This window comes from Streptomyces sp. NPDC001828, assembly GCF_042892175.1.
In the GTDB taxonomy this organism is placed as follows: domain Bacteria; phylum Actinomycetota; class Actinomycetes; order Streptomycetales; family Streptomycetaceae; genus Streptomyces.
Genome location: NZ_JBIATV010000004.1, coordinates 385,249 through 402,489, shown reverse-complemented (window position 1 = coordinate 402,489; position 17,241 = coordinate 385,249). Strand labels below are relative to the sequence as shown.

General features: G+C 71.1%; 12 protein-coding genes. 3 read left to right on the top strand and 9 right to left on the bottom strand.

Going from position 1 to position 17,241, the window contains the following annotated elements; all coding sequences use genetic code 11:
* Positions 1 to 7: 7 nt before the first annotated feature.
* From ACFYZA_RS16060 to ACFYZA_RS16035, 6 genes are all read right to left on the bottom strand, one after another.
* Positions 8 to 1,864, bottom strand: a complete 1,857-nt coding sequence (locus tag ACFYZA_RS16060; RefSeq protein ID WP_388490906.1) for a non-ribosomal peptide synthetase — start codon at positions 1,862 to 1,864, stop codon at positions 8 to 10.
* 12 nt (positions 1,865 to 1,876) lie between these two features.
* Positions 1,877 to 3,130, bottom strand: a complete 1,254-nt coding sequence (locus ACFYZA_RS16055) for an MFS transporter (protein ID WP_382585427.1) — start codon at positions 3,128 to 3,130, stop codon at positions 1,877 to 1,879.
* Positions 3,127 to 4,002 (bottom strand): alpha/beta hydrolase, encoded by an 876-nt coding sequence (locus tag ACFYZA_RS16050; protein WP_388490904.1) that lies wholly within the window; start codon positions 4,000 to 4,002, stop codon positions 3,127 to 3,129. Before ACFYZA_RS16050 ends, ACFYZA_RS16055 begins: the two co-directional genes overlap by 4 nt.
* Entirely contained in the window at positions 3,999 to 4,418 is a 420-nt protein-coding gene (locus ACFYZA_RS16045) for a RidA family protein (protein WP_382585421.1), read from the bottom strand. Before ACFYZA_RS16045 ends, ACFYZA_RS16050 begins: the two co-directional genes overlap by 4 nt.
* 20 nt (positions 4,419 to 4,438) lie before the next feature.
* On the bottom strand, positions 4,439 to 10,594 hold the full coding sequence (locus tag ACFYZA_RS16040) for an amino acid adenylation domain-containing protein (RefSeq protein WP_388490901.1): 6,156 nt from the start codon (positions 10,592 to 10,594) through the stop codon (positions 4,439 to 4,441).
* 283 nt (positions 10,595 to 10,877) lie between these two features.
* Complete coding sequence (locus tag ACFYZA_RS16035; protein WP_388490900.1) at positions 10,878 to 12,104, bottom strand: ATP-grasp domain-containing protein; 1,227 nt, start codon at positions 12,102 to 12,104, stop codon at positions 10,878 to 10,880.
* 425 nt (positions 12,105 to 12,529) lie between these two features.
* On the opposite strand from ACFYZA_RS16035, the gene ACFYZA_RS16030 reads away from it, so the two are divergent.
* The 3 genes from ACFYZA_RS16030 (at position 12,530) to ACFYZA_RS16020 (ending at position 14,769) form a co-directional block, all read left to right on the top strand.
* Positions 12,530 to 13,333 carry a TIGR03084 family metal-binding protein gene (locus tag ACFYZA_RS16030; protein ID WP_388490898.1) on the top strand — a complete coding sequence of 268 codons (804 nt, stop codon included), beginning with the start codon at positions 12,530 to 12,532 and terminating at the stop codon, positions 13,331 to 13,333.
* A 142-nt stretch (positions 13,334 to 13,475) separates the two neighbouring features.
* Positions 13,476 to 14,123: a chloramphenicol phosphotransferase CPT family protein gene (locus ACFYZA_RS16025; RefSeq protein ID WP_388490896.1), complete on the top strand. Its 648-nt coding sequence runs from the start codon at positions 13,476 to 13,478 to the stop codon at positions 14,121 to 14,123.
* A gap of 82 nt (positions 14,124 to 14,205) precedes the next feature.
* Positions 14,206 to 14,769: a YbaK/EbsC family protein gene (locus ACFYZA_RS16020; RefSeq protein WP_388490894.1), complete on the top strand. Its 564-nt coding sequence runs from the start codon at positions 14,206 to 14,208 to the stop codon at positions 14,767 to 14,769.
* Between the two features lie 130 nt (positions 14,770 to 14,899).
* Here the strand turns inward: ACFYZA_RS16020 and ACFYZA_RS16015 are convergent, their stop codons facing one another.
* The 3 genes from ACFYZA_RS16015 to ACFYZA_RS16005 all read right to left on the bottom strand — a co-directional run bounded on the left by ACFYZA_RS16015 (position 14,900) and on the right by ACFYZA_RS16005 (position 17,200).
* A complete protein-coding gene (locus tag ACFYZA_RS16015) occupies positions 14,900 to 15,793 on the bottom strand; it encodes an ABC transporter permease (RefSeq protein ID WP_388490891.1) in 894 nt (297 codons plus the stop codon).
* Entirely contained in the window at positions 15,790 to 16,938 is a 1,149-nt protein-coding gene (locus tag ACFYZA_RS16010) for an ATP-binding cassette domain-containing protein (protein ID WP_388490889.1), read from the bottom strand. The genes ACFYZA_RS16015 and ACFYZA_RS16010 overlap by 4 nt, the downstream gene beginning before the upstream one ends.
* A gap of 106 nt (positions 16,939 to 17,044) precedes the next feature.
* Complete coding sequence (locus tag ACFYZA_RS16005; RefSeq protein WP_382585397.1) at positions 17,045 to 17,200, bottom strand: VenA family class IV lanthipeptide; 156 nt, start codon at positions 17,198 to 17,200, stop codon at positions 17,045 to 17,047.
* Between the last annotated feature and the right edge of the window lie 41 nt (positions 17,201 to 17,241).

The following is a 17,241-nucleotide window of genomic DNA, read 5'->3' as shown; positions in this document are numbered from 1 at the left end:
CGCCGCTTCAGGACCGCTCCATGCGGGCCGCCGCGGCCCGTGCGTCCTGCGCTGTGAGGAGGTCCGACGGGCGCAGGCGCAGTCCGTGTTCGCGCAGTGTGCCGCTCACTCGCAGGGCGACGAGCGAGTCCCCGCCGTGGGCCAGGAAGTCGTCGTCGGGGCCGAAGTCCGGCGCGCGCAGCAGGGTGCGTATCAGCTTGAGGAGCAGGGTGAGGTCGGCGTCTGCGGTGTCCGCGGCCGCGATCCCGGCGGACGCCGCGTCGGCGTGCACCTGCACCCCTGCCCCGGCCTCTTCCCCTGCCGTGTGCTCGTCCGCGAGTACGGCGGCTACGGCCTTGCGGTCGATCTTGCCCGAGGTGGTGAGCGGGAGCGCGTCGCGGACGCGTATGAGACCCGGAACCAGATGAGAGGGCAGACGGCCGCGCAGGTCCTCGCGGATCTCCTCGGCCGTGGGACCGCCCGCGGTCACGGCGAGCGCCGCGGCCAGGATCCGTCCGCCGGTCCCGGTCCCGTCGTCGAGTGCCACCGCGGCGGCGGCCGTGACGCCTCGCGTGTCGGTCAAGTGCCGGTCGACTTCGTCGAGTTCGATCCGGTAGCCGCGTACCTTGACCTGGTTGTCGAGGCGGCCGAGGAACTCCAGCGTGCCGTCCCGGTGGCGACGGACCAGGTCGCCGGTGCGGTACATCCGCGCACCGGACGCCGACCCGAACGGGTCGGCGTGGAAGCGTTCGGCGGTACGCTGCGGATCGTTGAGGTAGCCCTCGGCGAGCGGGCTCCCGCCGACCCATAGCTCGCCGGGGCTGTCACCGGCGGCCGGGCGCCGATCGGCGCCCAGGACGTAGAGCCGCCGCTCCCCCACCGGACCCCCGATGGGCAGGCCGGCCGTCGGCGGGAGCGGCTCGTGCGCCCGCAGGACGAAGGCCGTGCAGGTCACCACCGTCTCGGTCGGCCCGTAGCCGTTGACCAGCGTGCAGTGGCCCAGCGGTCCGTCGCGGTGTGCGTGGACATCTTTGGTGCCTGCGGCCTCTCCGCCGATCACGACGGTGCGGACGCCGTCGAAGGAGAGTCCCGGGCTCTCGGTGCCCCGCATCTGAGCGCAGAGCAATCGCCAGTAGGAGGTGGGGAGTTGGAGTACGGATACGTTCAGATCCCGTACCCGGCGGGCGAGTTCCGCCGGGCCCAGTGCCCGGTCCTCGGAGTCCAGGAAGGCCACCGTGCCGCCGACGGCGAGGGTCGGCCAGATCTCCTCCTGGGCGACGTCGAAGCCGAGCCCGGCGAACTGGAGGACGGTGTCGGTGTCGCGCAGTTCGAGGAGGTCGGCGATGGCGGTGGTGTGCTCGGCGAAGGCGTCCTGGCCGACGAGCACGCCCTTGGGGGTTCCGGTCGAGCCCGAGGTGTAGATGACGTAGGCGTCATCGCCCTTCGGGCTGCCGGTGGCGGATGGGGCCGCGTCCGTGAGGGATCTGGGGCCGTCGCCATCGATGACGGCACGGGCTGCGGAGCGGCTCAGCAGGTGGTCGCGGTGGGCGTCGGGCGCCGAGGCGTCCATGGGCAGGAAGGCGGCGCCGACGTGCCAGCACGCCAGCATGGCGGCGACCGCGCCGGGTCCCGACGGCAGCCGTACGCCGACGATGTCCCCGGCGCCGACGCCGAGCGCCGAGAGTTCGGCGGCCGTCTTCTGCGCGCGCTCCGACAACTCGGCGTAGGTGACCTCGGCATCGGAGGTCCGCAGGGCGACGCGTTCGCGGACCGTGATGCCCGGGTCACCGGCCCTCGCGGCGATCCGGTCGGCCACCCGCTCGGAGGCGGCGGTGGCGACGGTGGTGGGGGTGGCCGGGGATGAGGTGGTGCTGATGGAGGTCATCGGGTACCTGACTCAGTGGGAAGGTTCCGGAAGGGTCGTACGGTCATCAGCCGCGGTGCCGTCCACGGGTTCGGGCGGTAGCGGTCGTAGCCGGCGGCCGCCGGCCAGGGCGGTCACGAAGCCGACGCCGCCGCAGAGGGCCGCGAAGGCGTAGGCGGCCTGAGCGCCCCGGGAGTCCGCGAGGTGGCCGCTCACCGAGGAGCCGATGGACACCCCGAGCCACAGGGCCGTGGACTGCCAGGCGAGCGCCTCCGTGCGGCGGGATGCGGGCACCCCGTCCACGACCAGCATCATGGCCACGATCATGGCCGGACAGGAGCTCGTCCCGGCCAGCAGGAGTACGAGGCCGGCGCCGAGGAAGCTGTGGACCACGAGCATGGGCAGGATCCCGAGCGTCATGATCAGGGTCGAGGCCCACAGGATCTTCGAGAGGGGGACCGGCCATTCGCGCGCGCCGTACACGATTCCCGCGACGGAGCTGCCGATCGCGTAGATCCCGAGGAGCACCCCCGCCATGAAGCGCTGGTGCTCCTCGCCGGAGAACGCCACCGTGGCCATGTCGATCGAGCCCCACATGCCGCCGAAGCAGAGGTTCAGCGCCGCGACGACGGCGACCGGCCCGAGGAACAGGGCGCTCCTTCCGGCCTTCTCTCCGGGCCTGTGCTCCGGTTCCGTCCGCCGGCTGAGCGAGAGCAGGAGACTGCCGCCGCACACCAGGACCAGCGCGCTGACCAGACCCGCCGCCGGGCTCACCGCGACGGCGAGCGAGGTGGCGAGGACCGGGCCGACGATGAAGATCACCTCGTCGACCAGGGATTCCAGTGCGAACGCGGTCCCCTTCAAGGACGAGCCGTCCAGCAGACCGCTCCAGCGCGCCCGCACCATCGAGCCGATCGCGGGAGTCGCCGCGCCCGTCAGCGCCGCCGTGACGAACAGGACCCACAACGGCATCGCGTCGCTCAGCACGCTCGCGACGAACGCGCTGCCGCTCACCGCGCACAGCACCGCACAGCCGAGCAGCACCCTGCGCTGGCCCACCCGGTCGGCCACGCGGGCCAGTTGGGGCGCGGCCACCGCGTACCCGACCGCCGAGACGGCCGACAGTGCGCCCGCGGTGCCGTAGTCACCCCGCGTCGCGGAGACGAAGAGCAGGATGCTGAGGCCCGTCATGCCGAGCGGGAACCTGGCGAGCATGCCGGGCAGGAAGAACCCCCACGCCCCGGGGGTCGAGAGCACCGTGCGGTAGCGCGCGACTCCCGTACTCATCGCTTCAGCTCGGCCACGAAGCCCGCGAAGAGCCGCGTGAGCGCCTCCGTCTGCTCGAACTGGACGGCGTGCCCGGCGTCGAGGTCGTGCGTCTCCAGGTCGGGGTGGCTCTTGAGGAAGGTGCGTACGCGCTCGTTGTCGACGAGCTTGTCCTGGGTGGCGAACACCGCGCGCACCGGCAGCGCGCCGAGCTGCCCGTAGTCCGTCTCCGACTTGACGGCGATCTCCTCCCACGCGTCGATCGTGCCGACCGTCACGTGCGAGAGCTTCAGCTCGTCGGCGTCGATCGCCGCGAGCCACTCCGCGCGATCGGTGAAGTCGACCGGGCGCATGGGAACTTGGATGAAGGGGCGTGCCCGCTCGACGGTGAGGCCGAGCTCCTCGACGACGTCCAGGGCGGCGTCGATCGAGCGGTCGAGGACGTCCGAATAGCGGTCGGTGAAGAAGAAGCCGGGGCAGACCATGAGCAGGCTCGCGAGCACGTCACGGTCGGTGAGGCCGGCCGCCACGACCGTCGCCACCTGGGCGCCGAAACACCAACCGGCCAGGTGGATACGGGTGTTGGGGCGCGCTTGCTTGAGGCTGCCGAGCAGCAGGGCGATGTCCGCGACGGCCAGTTCACCGTCCGGGATGTGCCCGCGCACCGCGTTGAGGCCGGAGCCGCGCAGGTCCACGGCGGCGAAGGCGACGTCGTCGTCGAGTTCGGCGAGCCGGGCGCCGAGCGGGGCCTGCCAGCCCGAGTGGCTCATGCCGCCGTGCAGCATCACCACGAGGTCCGCGGCGGTCTCGGTGCCCCAGATCCGGTAGTGCGTGAGGTAGCCGTCCGGCTGCTCGAAGGTGTGGACGTCTTCCAGGGTGCTCTGGACGATCACTGCTGCTCACTCCTCTGTGGGGCCGGTCTTTCCTCGGTGCACGCAAGCGCCTCGACTTCGACGCGGAGCGCGGGCGTGGCCAGGGCGGCCACCGTCATGACGGTCATGGTGGGGCGCAGGTCCTTCAACCACTCGGCCAGGCGCAGGCGCCGACGCTGGAGATCGACCTCGCCGGCGAAGTAGAACGTCAGCTTGACCAGGTCGTCGTGGGTCATTCCGGCCGCTTCGAGGTTGGCCGTGATGTTGTCCAGGGCGATGCCGAGTTGCTCGACCGGGTCCTCGGGGAGCTCGCCGGAGGGGGCCATGCCGATCTGCCCGGAGATCACGAGCCACCGGACCGGGCCGGTGATCTCCGCCTGGTGCGAGTACGCGGCGAGCGGTGCCGCGACCGACGGGGGGTTTCGGAAGGTGTTCACGGGAGTTCTCTGTATCCCTTTCAGACCGAGGGGACCCGGGCGGCGCCGAGGCCGTCCGCACATGTCCTGATCCGGTCGGTGACATCCCGGACGGAGCCGTCCGGGGCCTCGGCGATCTGCGCCAGAACGGCCTCGTACAGGCCGGCGAGGCCGTCCACCACGTGCTGCGGGAGGAGCCTGCCGTCCGCGTTGAGGGTGATCTCCAGCGCGGAGCGGTCCGGGTCGCGGCCCACGGTCGCCAGCAGCGGCACGTCGGTGTGCTCGAACCAGCGGACACCGGTGAGGTGCCCCCCGCCCTGGGCGGCGTCCGTATAGGCGGGGAAGTCCGTGTAGTTGAACAGCGCGGGGTAGCGGGGCCAGTCGTCCTGGCCGTCGACGGTCGCGGCACAGCGGCGGTGCGCGAGCGCAGCCATCTCGAACGCGAACACCTGGCCGGTGAGCTCCGGCCACGTCTGGTCCTCGATCCGGACCCGGTGCGGCTGGAAGTTGAGGAACATCCCGACGAGTTCCTCGGTGTCGTCCCGTTCGGGGCGGCCGTGGGTGAACGTCCCGGTCAGGACGTCCGGCTCACCCGTGACGAGGTTCAGCACCCTCAAGTGGGCAGCGAGGAGGAGGTACTTGAGCGGGTGTCCGGTTCGGCGCGCGATCTCGCGCAGCCGGCCTTCCGCCTCGGCCGGGATGACGGCGGTCGCCTCCGCCCACCGGGAGGCACCGTCGGACGGGTAGCGGGGCCAGGGCGCTCCGGGGTGGCCCGCGAGGACGTCGCGCCAGAACGTGCGTGACTCGGCCGATGTGTACGCGGCGGTCTCGGCCGTGACGTAGTCGCGGAAGGAACCGGATGCCCGGGCGGGAAGGGTGTCGGCCTCGCCGCCGGCCCCCGCGGCGTACGACAGGAGCAGGTCCCGGACGAGGAGGGACAGGCTCCACCCGTCGACGATCGCGTGATGGAAGCTCAGCGAGAGGACGAAGCGGTCCGGTGCCGTCCGGTGGGCCGCGAACCGTATGAGTCCGGGCTGGTCCCAGTGGAATCCCGAACCGCGCTCCTTCTCGAACCAGGCGTCGGCCGCCGCCGGGTCGTCCACGGCGTCGAACACGGTGAGCCGGGGCTCGACCGAGCCGTACACGAGCTGCCGGGGCAGGGGCGTCGCCGCCAGGTCGAGGGCGACGCGCAGCGTGTCGCTGGACGCGACCGTGCGGCGCAGCAGGTCGCGCAGCAGGGGCTCGTCCAGGGGCAGTGCGACGGAGTAGGCGAAGACGTCGTGGTAGGCGGACTGGGCGGGGTCCCGCATGGTCGCCCTGATCATCCGGAGCTGGGTGGCGGTGAGCGGATACGCGTCGACGACTCCTCGGGGAAGCCCTTCGAGCGAGGCGTCCGGGGTCTGCCCGGCGCCGGTCGCCGGCTGTGCAGCCTCCTCGACGGGCGCCGGTGCCGCGAGCCTGCGGACCAGGGCCCGTACGGTTCGGGCCTCCATCACGTCCCGCAGCGCGGCGCCGGGGAACTGCTTGCGCAGCTTGGCCAGGATGCGGATGGAACTGATGGAGTCCACGCCGGATTCGAGGTAGTTCTCCTCCGCCCCGACCGTCTCGCTGCCGACCACCTTCGCGATGATCGCGGCAACGGCACGCTCCGCCCCGTCCGGTCCGCCGTCGGCCGGCTCGTCCGCCGCGTACCGCTCCAGGGCGGCGAGGAAATCCCCCAGGAACTGCTCGGCCGTGGAGGTCTTGATCCGGCCGCGGTCGTGGGACACGGCGAGCCGCATCGCACCGGCGAAGTGGTCGCGGTGCACGTGCACGGTCATCGGGAAGCTGGTGAGCTCGAAGTACCGGGCGTGTTCGATCGTCACCGCGTCCCGCGTGGCGGCGGCCGTGTCACCGGCCCCCGCGTAGGAGTGGAAGTCCGTGTAGTTGAAGACCACGTCGAAGAGCGCTCCCCCTTGCTGCCGCTCGATGTCGGCGAGGGGGAACCGCTGGAGCGGCACGAGTTCGCGCTCCCGCTCGAAGACCGCGAGCGGCAGCTTCGCGTCGTCCGCCTCGCGCACCTCGACGGGCAGCGGCAGGGTGTTCAGGAACAGGCCGACCATCTCGCTGCCGCCGGGAACCTCCGGGCGGCCGTTGCCGACCAGCCCGGTGACCACGCGTGACCAGCCGGTCAGGTCCGCGAGGGCCGCGCAGTGCGCCGCCAAGTAGAGCGATTTCAGCGGCAGTCCACGGGCCGCGGCGCGCAGCCGCAGCCGCTCCTCAAGGCCTGTCGGTACGTCCCACTCCAGCAGCGCGGTGTCGACCGTCTCCGGCGCGACCGAGCCCAGGTGACCCGCCACCAGGGTGGCCGAGAAGCCGTCGAGCAGCTTGTGCCAGGCGTCCCGGTCCTCGGGGCGTCGTGCGCTCTCGCGCTCCAGCGCCACATAGGTGCCGTAGCCGGGCTCCGGGGTGGTGTCCGGTGTCGGGGCGACCGGGGTTCCGGCGCAGCGGCGCCGGATCTCCTCGACGACCAGGGCGACGCTCCACCCGTCCAGGATCAGGTGGTGGAAGGAGAACGCCAGGTTGATGTGGCCGCTGCCGCGCAGGTGGGCACAGAAGCGCAGGGGCGGCCTGCCGAGGTCGAGCGGGCGGTGCTTCTCGGCCTCGATCCACTCCCGCACCGCCCGGTCCTGTGCGTCGGCGGGAAGTCCGGTCAGGTCCACGACCTGGAGGGACGGCGCGGCCCCTGCCGTGTCCGCGCCGAGCACGACCTGGAGCGGTTCGTCGTAGCGCTCCAGGTCGAAGTAGGAACGCAGTTGGGCGTGGTGGGCCACGGTCTCCCGTACGGCACGGGCCAGTTGGGCCGGGTCACTCACTCCGGCGAACTCGTAGTCGAAGATGTCGTGGTAGACCGGCGAGTCCTCGTCGAGCAGCGAGTGGTAGATCATGCCCGACTGGAGCTTGGTCAGTGGCCAGGCGTCCTGCGCCGCCTCGGGCAGCGCCGCCCTGTCCTCGTCCGCCAGCAGGGCGAACGGCGGCGTGGCGAGGGACGCGGGTGAGGCGGGGTCGTGGCGGGTCAGCGACGCGGCCAGCGCGGCGACCGTCGTGTGGGCGAACACTTCGCGCAGGTTGACCGCGTATCCGGCGGCGCGCAGCCGGGAGCTGACGCGCAGCGCCATGATCGAGTCCCCGCCGAGGGCGAAGAAGTTGCTGTCCGCTCCGACCTGTCCCGCGAGTCCGAGCACGTCCTGCCAGGCCCGGGCGACGTCCTGCTCGGCGCCTGTTGCGGGCCGGCGGCCCGACCGGGTGGCCGGGACCGCGTGGGCCGTCGGCGAGGGCAGGGCACGCCGGTCCAGCTTGCCGTTGGGCGTGGTGGGCAGCCGCGGGACCTCGATGAGGTACTGCGGGACGAGGAACTCCGGCAGCCGGTCGCGGAGTTGGGCACGCAGGTCCTCGGAGTCGAACGCGGTGCTCACCACGTAGGCGGCCAGCGCCTGTGTGGGCCCCGAGGTGTCCACGACGACGGCCGCGTCCTGGACGCCGGGCAGTTCGCGCATGACGGCGGCGATCTCGTCGGGCTCGACCCGCAGGCCGCGCAGCTTGACCTGGTTGTCGATGCGTCCCAGGTACTGGATCTGCCCGTCCGGCAGGAAACGCGCCAGGTCGCCGGTCCGGTACAGGCGCGCCCCGGGGTGCGTCCCGTGCGGATCGGGGACGAACACCTTGGCGTTGAGGTCGTCGCGCCGGTGATAGCCGGTCGCCACGGCCACGCCCCCGATGCACAGCTCGCCTGGCACGCCGACGGGCTGGAGCCGCAGGTCCCGATCGAGGACGTACAGGCGCACGTTGTCGATGGGCTTGCCGATGGGGACGAGCTCTCCGGGGTAGTCGGCGCCGCACGGCCAGTGCGAGACGTCGATCGCGGCCTCCGTCGGGCCGTACAGGTTGTGCAGTTCGCAGGAGGGCAGCGTGGCCGTGAAGACCTCGATGGTCTTGCGGGGCAGCGCCTCGCCGCTGCAGATGACGCGCTTGAGCGGCCCGCAGTGCCCGGCGAGTTCCTCCGCCTCCAGGAACACGTTGAGCATCGAGGGCACGAAGTGCACGGTCGTGACCGCGCGCGAGCGGATCACTTCCTTGAGGTAGTCCGGGTCACGGTGTCCGCCCGGCCGGGCCACGACGATGGCGGCACCGGTCATCAGCGGCCAGAAGAACTCCCACACCGACACGTCGAAGCTGTACGGAGTCTTCTGCAGGACCCGGTCCGCGCCGGCGCCGCCGGCGAGCGGGAAGGCCGACTGCATCCAGTGCAGCCGGTTGGCGAGCGCGTCGTGACGGTTGATCACGCCCTTGGGCTGTCCCGTCGAGCCGGACGTGTAGATCATGTAGACGGGTGAGTCGGGGCTCAGCTCGCGGACGGGATCCGTGTCGTCCTCGTCGTCCAGGGCCTCGTCCGGAAGGACCAGGAGCCGGGCGCCGGCGCCGCCCAGGGTCGCGCGGTGCCGCTCCTGGGTGAGGATCAGCGGCAGACCGGCGTCCTCGATCATGAACTCGATCCGGGCGGGCGGGTATTCGGGGTCGATCGGCACGTACGCGCACCCGGCCTTGACGATGGCCAGCAGCGCGATCACCATCTCCGCGGAGCGCTCCATGAACACCCCGACGAAGGGTCCGGCGCCGTCGGCTCCGAGCAGGGTGCGGATGCGGGCCGCCACCTGGTTCGCCCGCCGGTTCAGCTCGTCGTAGGTGTGACGCTCGCCCTCGAACTCGACGGCGAGGCTGTCCGGGTCGCGCCGGACCTGGTCCTCGATGACGTCGGCGACCGTGCCGTCCGGGTGGGCGGCCCGGGTGTCGTTCCAGTCGCCGAGGATCAGGTCGCGTTCCGCGTCGCGGGTCATCGACGGTGTGCTCACCGGGGCGTCGACGCCTGCGACGCCGAGGGAGGACAGCAGCTGCGCGTAGTTGCGCAGGATCCGATCCGCGGTGTCCCGGGTGAACAGGTCCGTGTTGAATTCGAGCTCGAACTCGTAGGCGTCGTCGGCCCGGTTGATGTACAGCATCAGGTCGAACTTGGCGGCCGTCCGGCGGACGGGCAGGTACCGCGAGGTCAGCCCAGGTCCGAGGTCGATCGAGGGCCGGCCGTCGAGGAGGGTGAGCATCGTCTGGAAGACCGGGTTGTGGTTCCGCGCCCGTTGAGCCCCCAGCGCTTCGACCACCTCGGGGCAGGGGACGTCGCCGTCGTCCAGGAGTCGCTCGGCGGCTTCCTGGGCGCCAGCGAGGACGGTGCGGAAGGTGTCGTCCGGGTCCACCGGCACGAACAGGGGCAGGGTGTTGACGTAGCAGCCGACCTGCTCCAGGTCCTCGGCGCCCGGCCTGTTCAGGACCGTGGTGCCGATCGCGAAGCCCTCCTGGCGCGTGTAGCGGTGGAGCAGCAGCGCGTAGGCGGCCAGGAACACCGGGAAGGCGGTGCTGCGGCAGGTGCGGGCGCATTCCCTGAGCAGCGGTTCGACGTCCGCGCCGGGGACGGTGACGGTCAGGCTGTCGCCGCGGAACGTCTGCGTCGCGGGTCGCGGGCGGTCCAGAGGCATGCCGAGCAGTTCCGGGGCGTCGGCCAGCGACCGGCGCCAGCGCTCGACGGCGGCCTTGTGCTCCGCTCCGGCGGCCGCCGCGCGGCTGTCGGTGACGAAGGCACGGAACGCGGCGCCGGAGACCGGCCGCTGCGGAAGATCGCCGCCGGCCGCCAACGTCCGGTAATTCTCCGCCACTTCGTCCAGAACGAGACGAAGGCTCCAGTCGTCGATCACGATGTGATGGACCGTCAGACCGAAGAGCCAGATGTCGCCCGGCAGCGCCACCAGGACCGAGCGGAGCGGCGGGGCCACGCTCAGGTCGAAGGGCCGCCGATGGTGCTCGGCGAGCACCTCCTCCGCCCGGGAGCGGGCCTCGGCAGCGCTCAGGGTGCGCAGGCCGACGAGGGTCATGCTGTCCGGGAGCGCGTCCCCGGTGGCGTGGTGGACCACGGCCCGTGGCCCGTCGGGGGTCTCGTGGAACGTCGTGCGGAGCGCGTCGTGCCGCGCGACGGTGGCCCGCAGGGCTTGGCGCAACGCGTGCGCGTCGAGTCCGCCGGCCGTCTCGAAGACCACCGACTCGTTGTACGCCGGCTCGTGGGAGCCGGCCAGTTCGTGGAAGAGCCAGAGGCTCTCCTGGGTGTACGAGAGCATGCTTGCGCCTGTGTCCGGTCTCCCGGCCATACCGCACTCCAAACTCGGAACGAAACCTTGGCCCGTGACGTGACGGGCGATGTGAGGGACCGACGACGTGCCGCACGGGCCTCCGGCGCACCCGGGTGATCCGCGGGTCCGCGTCGTGGCCGTGTCCGGGCGGACGCGCGGGACGCGGCTGTCCGCGTTCCGGCGCGCCGATGGGCGCGGGCGTGCCCGGCCCCGTGATGACAGGAGATTGATCTGGCAGGTCCGACCGGGACGGCCGGACCCGCGACCGCGACTACGGCGTGGTCATCGAGACCTGATACGGATCGAACACCTCGTCGTACGGGCGCAGGATCGAGCTCAGTGTGTCCGGTGCCGCCGCGTCCGGACCCGGACAGTCCGTGACGGGCTCGGTGATGATCTCGACGCAAGCCGCAACCTCACGAGCGAGGCGTACCGCCGCCTCCGCGTCGTCGGCACGGACGATGACGTGCCCGCAGCGGTCGTCGGACCAGCGGAGTTCGGGCACCACGGATCCCACGTCCACACCCACCGATACTTCCACCACTCCGTCGACGGCCCGGGCCGCGTCGAGCCCGGTGACGGCGGTGACGGCTCCGGGGGCCGCGGTCAGGAAGCGGATGGCGGCCGCTCCTCGGGCCGGGTGCAGATGACCGTCGAGCGGCGCCCCGTGACCGACCAGGCGGTAGGCCGCCTCTTCCATGTCGACCCCGTACACCATCTTGACGAGATCGTTGATCCGGTCGCCTCCGCGCCGGGTGTGCGATTCGACGACCCGCGGTCCTTCGGCGGTGAGGATGACCTCCGTGTGCGCCGGACCGTCCTCGAGACCGACCGCGTCGAGCAGACGCACCGTCAACTCTCGTATCTGGTCGAGTTGTTCTTCGGACAAGGGCGCCGGAATGACGTGCCCGAGTTCCACGGTGCCGCCCTCGGTATCTTTGGCGGTCACCGCGATAATCGTGTGGCGGCCCGACTCGGAAAAGGATTCCACGCTGAGTTCGGGTCCGGTCAGAAGTTTTTCCACCTGGAATTCACCGAGCTCGAACTGCTGACTCCAGGCCCATACATCGTCGACGTCTTCGACCGATTCGATCCGGCGCACTCCGAGGCTTCCCGAGCCTTTGGTCGGCTTGACGATCGCCGCCCCGTGGGAAATCACGAATTCGCGAAGGCCCGCCTGGGTCGGATTGACCGCATAGGGAACGGTCCCGATTCCCCGCTCGTTCAGCAGGGCCCGCATCGCGGACTTGTCGTGCAGGAGCCGGGCGCACCGTTCCGAGGTGCCGGCGATCCCCAAGGCGTCGGTCAGGTGCCCGGCCACCAGCTGTGCAGCCTCGGTCTGGGTCACGATCCGTGTGATCGGCGCGATCCGGTGCAGCGCGGCCGCCATCGCGTCGGCGCTGGGCACATGCTGATAGTCCACCAGAACAAGCTGCTCACAGTGCGGAACCAGCGCGGGATCAAATTGTGACGGCTTTTGCATATAGACGACGTCCACGTCCGCCGACTTCGCCTTCGAAACTAATCGGATGCTGTCCCCAATGACAAGCACACGCCCCCGTAACACGATCATCCCCCGTTTCCGACCGCTTCCGCCAATCCGACCGTTCCTTCTAAGCCGTCGGCGACGCTAGCACAGCGCTACCCGCCCACATAGGGATCACACGAAGATCCACGGGCAGTCGGGCGCTCACAACGTCCCTGCCTGCGATGATGGGGATGCCGCAGCGGGCAACGTTCGCCCGGCCGACAACTTCCCGTAACAATTCGCCGGCGGCGACCGGCTCCACGAATGAATGCGGCGGCGTGAAAACGCCCCTCTGCCCCTTGTGGCGCGCGTCGCCCATCCGCACCCACGAACTCCCGTGGGATCGTGGACGTCCGCCGACGCGGTGCCGCCAACTCCTTTCGACCGAAGCCGACATGAGCCAACACGAGTGGAGAGACCTTCGCGTGCTGAACTACGACATCGATGTCTCCGACGTGGACTACGACCTCGTGCTCTCGGACCTGGCTGCCGAGGGCGACGTCCTCGACGCCCTGGTGGCTGCCGAGGACGACTGGACCCGGCCCACGCCTGCGGCCGGCTGGACGATCGCGCACCAGATCGCCCACCTCGCGGCGGCGGACGTGAACGTGCTGACCGCCCTGCGTGCACCCGCCGCGTTCGACGCGGTGCGCGAGCGGGCCGACGCCGGAGGCAGCCGGTACGCCGACGACGTGGCAGCCGAGGGGGCGGCCCGGCCGCGAGCGGCCCTCCTCGACCAGTGGCGCGCCGGTCGAGCCGAAGTGGTCGCGGCGTTGCGGGAGGTGCCGCGTGACTTCGCGTTCCCGTGGTTCGGGTCGACATTGACCGCTGCCCTCATGGCACCGCTGCGGGTGATGGAGATCTGGGCCCACGGGCAGGACGTCTTCGACACCGTGGGTGTCGCGCACCCCGCGACGACGCGGCTCAAGGCGGTGGCCTGGCTGGGAGTCAAGGGGGTGGATCTTTCGTTCGCCGCCGCCCAACTGCCGCCACCGAAAGCCCCGTTGAGGTTCGAGCTGGCCGGCCCGGGCGGCGAGACCTGGGCATGGGGTCCCCGGGACGCCGCCCAGCGGGTGCGCGGCTCCGCACTCGACTTCTGTCTACGCGTCACCCACCGCCGGCCGCTGTCCCGGACCGGCCTGACGGCGACCGGCCAGGACGCGCAGACCTGGCTCGAGGTCGCCCGCGTCTTCCTCTGAGTCGGCAAGGGGCCGCCCTCAGCGGGCCGTTCGCCCAGCGGCGGAACCCGCATGGACCAGGTGCGACATCGAGGGTGCACAACTCGGCCTCCGCACAGGGGACATGATGGTCTGACGTCATTGGCCGCAGCCGAGGAGCCCGATGCCCGGATTCGATGGTGCCAACCTGCCCACGCCGGCTGAGCCCGGCGCCAGTCCTGCCGGGGCCCGCAATGGGCGGATCATCTTCCTGAACGGGACGTCCAGTTCGGGGAAGTCCAGCATCGCGCGGGAACTGCTGCGGATCCTGGACGGGGGGCCGTACTTCCACCTCCCCGTGGACGCCTTCCATGCGATGCGGGCCCGCCGTGAGGTCTCATCCGACGAGCTGCCTCACCTTCTTCGACGCACCTGGATGGGCTTCCACCGGGCGGTCGCCGGGATGGCCGCGGCCGGCAATGACGTCGTGGTCGATCACGTGCTGAGTGAGGACTGGCGGCTGCTGGACTGTCTCGGACTCTTTCCGGCCAGGGACGTGGTCCTGGTGGGGGTGCGCTGCTCACTCGATGAACTCGCGCGGCGCGAACGGGAGCGCGGCGACCGCCCGTTGGGCCTCGCGGTCCGGCAATTCCATCAAGTGCACACGCACGGCCTCTACGACATCGAGTGCGACACGACCGCGACCAGTGCCGTGGACTGCGCGCGGCAGATCAGTGACTTCCTGCCGCAACGACCGGTACCCACCGCGTTCGAGCGGCTCATGGTGCGGCTGCGCCCCGATCTGCTCGGCATCGCCCCAGGCAGCGGCTGACGCCACTCTCCCAGCGCGGAGGAACGGCTCGCGGTCCGGGAGACCGCGGGAGGACGACGCGGGCTGGACTAGAGTCCCGTTCATGGCCACCCTCGTTCCTGCCCCCTTCGGCGACTTCGCCGCCGCGTACCCCGCGCTGGAAGTCCGCGCCGACCTCGCCACGCCCGTGGCCGGTGCTCTCACGAGCTGGGGCGACTCCGAAGCGGCCCGCTCGGTCCTCTACGTCGACACCGATCCGGCGAAGGCCGACACCGCCGTCTTCGCCGAGACGTACGAAGTACCGCTCGACGCCTCGGCGAACTGCGTCGTGGTCGCCGCCAAGCGCGGCGGCGAGACCACCCTCGCGGCCTGCCTCGCGCTCGCCGGCACCCGCGTCGACGTCAACAGCGCCGTGCGCAGACACCTCGGCTCGCGCAAGGCGTCCTTCGCGCCGATGGACGTCGCCGTGGCCGAGAGCGGGATGGAGTACGGAGGCATCACCCCCATCGGCCTTCCCTCCTCCTGGCCGCTGCTCATCGACGCGGCGGTGGTGGAGACCCCGTTCGTCCTGGTCGGCAGCGGACGCCGGCGCGGCAAGCTGATCGTTCCGGGCTGGGCACTGGCACAACTCCCGGGAGTGGAAGTGCTCCAGGGGCTGGCCCGCTGACCACCCGTACGTCTTCTCGATCGACGGAAAGCAACAGGCCGGACCCTTCACGGGTTCAGCCATGCCCGCAGCACGGCGCCCAGCACTGACAAAGCCCCCGAACAGCGCGGCCCGCTCGTCGTTCCCGGAATCACTCGGGGCGGCTGAACCGGTGGGCGGCCCAGAGCAGGGCCAGGACTCCGGTGGTCAGCAGGAGCCCGCCTTCCAGGAGCAGGGGAGGCTGCCAGCCGGACCATGCGATGCCCGTCGAGGCTGCCGCCCGGTCGGGGGCCCGAAGGGCGATGCAGCGGCGGAGCAGGTCCACACCGTAGGCGAGGGGGTTGGCTGCCACCAGGGTGTGGGCCCAGCCCGGCAGGTTGTCGACCGGGAAGAAGCCGCCGGAAAGGAGGAGCAGCGGCATCATCACCAGGCCGAGCAGCATGTTGAAGACCTCCGGCCGGTTGAGGCCCACGGCCAGGGTCAGGGCAAGCGCCGTGAGGGTGAAGGAGGTCAGGATCATGCCGCCGAGGAGCAACAGCAGCATGAGCGGGTCGTAGGGCAGGCCGATCGCGCCGACGAGTGCGAGCAGCACGGCGCCCTGGACCGTGGCGACGATGGTTCCGCCCGCGCAGCTGCCGAGGAGCAGGGTGGGTCGGTGCACGGGGGCCATCAGGAGTTCGCGCAGGTAACCGCTCTGCCGGTCGGTGATCAGACGGATGCCGACCATGATGGCCGGCGTCTGTACCGTCATCATCAGCACGCCCGGAAAGAGGTAGGTCTGGTACCCGCCCCCCAGTGAGGTGTTGGGGATCAGGGCAGCCAGTCCACCGCCCAGGATGAAGAGGTAGAGCATCGGCTGGACCAGCATCAGCGCGGTGTGGACGGGTTGGGACGCCAGGCGCAGCAGATCGCGGTAGACCAGGGCGTACACGGCACGCAGTTCGTGCCACAGGCGGGGCACCCGCTCGCGGTGGGTGTCGTCGTGGACGGCGGGTCCTTCGGGGGCGGTGCGGGCGTCCGAGGCGGGGAGTGCGGGTGCGGTCACGGGGCCTCCTCGGTTGCTGTCCGGCTCACGCCCGGACTTGTGGCTGCCGAAGTCCCTTGCGGAGAGGGGGTGTTGATGCTGCGGCCGGTGTGGTGGAAGAACACGTCGTCGAGGGTCGGCGGGGTCGCGGACGCGGCGTGCACCGCGATGCCGTGGGCCTCGAGTGCCGCGCAGAGGCGGGGAATCCAGGTGCTGCCGTTGGGCATCCGCAGCGTCACCCCTTCGCTGTCCAGGGTGACGGCGAGACCCGGGGGCGCCAGCCGGCCCACGACCTGCCGTGCCGCCGCGTCGTCGCTGGTGCGCAGCGCCACCCGGTCGTCCCCGATCGCGGCCTTCAGCGCGAGGGGCGTGCCCTGGGCCACGAGGCGGCCGTGGTCGATGATGCCGAGGCGGTCGCAGTTCTCCGCCTCCTCCAGGTAGTGGGTCGTGACGAACAGCGTGCTTCCGTGCTGGTCGCGCAGCGCGCGCAGATAGTCCCAGATCTGAGCGCGGGCGTGTGGGTCGAGGCCGGTGGTCGGCTCGTCGAGGAACAGGACCTGGGGTGCGTGCAGCAGGCCGCGGGCGAGTTCGAGTCGGCGTCGCATGCCTCCGGACAGGGTCCGTACCCGGGACCGCCGGCGGTCGGCGAGGCCGACCTTCTCCAGCGTCTCGGTGGCCCGCAGACGGGCGTGGCGGCGGCTCAGTCCGTAGAGGCGTGCGTGGATGTGCAGGTTCTGCTCGGCCGTCAGGTCCGGGTCCAGGGCGCTGTGCTGGAAGAGCATCCCGACCCTTCTCCGTACCTCGTCGGGCTGCTGGGTCACGTCGATTCCCGCCACCGTGGCCCGTCCGGCCGTGGGCCGGGCGAGGGCGCACAGGAGGGAGATGGTCGTCGACTTGCCCGCGCCGTTGGGGCCGAGGAAGGCGAAGGTCTCGCCCCGCAGCACGTCCAGGTCCAGGCCGTGAACGGCATGGGTGGTGGATCCGTCCGGGCCCGGATAGCTCTTGACCAGTCCGCGCGTGCTGATGGCGTACACCGGTGGGGCGGCGGGCCGCGCGGGGGCCGCTTTCGTAAGGGCGGCGGATGGTGTGGGCGCCGGACTTGTGAGGGTGGTTGGTGGGCGGGTCGCCCGGGTGGTGCGTGTCTCGTCGTCGGCGGGTGGCTGCATGGTCGGCTCCTCGTCCACGGGGGTGTCTTCCGCAGGCCTGCCAGCCACCGCGGCCCTGGCTCCGGCCGGTGGCTGCGGAGGCAGCCACCGGCCGGAGGTCTATGGACTAGGCGCAACTGACGCCGACACAGACGGTGTTGAGCAGGGTCAGCAGGCCAGTACAGGCGCACGTCCCGCCGAACTGTGCTTCGTCGACGCCAACCGGGTCGGTCTCCGGAAGGGCGTGCAGGTGCGCCAGAACCTCAAGGTCTTGGTGTTCCATGACTTTCTCCTTCTCTGTGAGCTGATCTGTGAGGTGGCGAC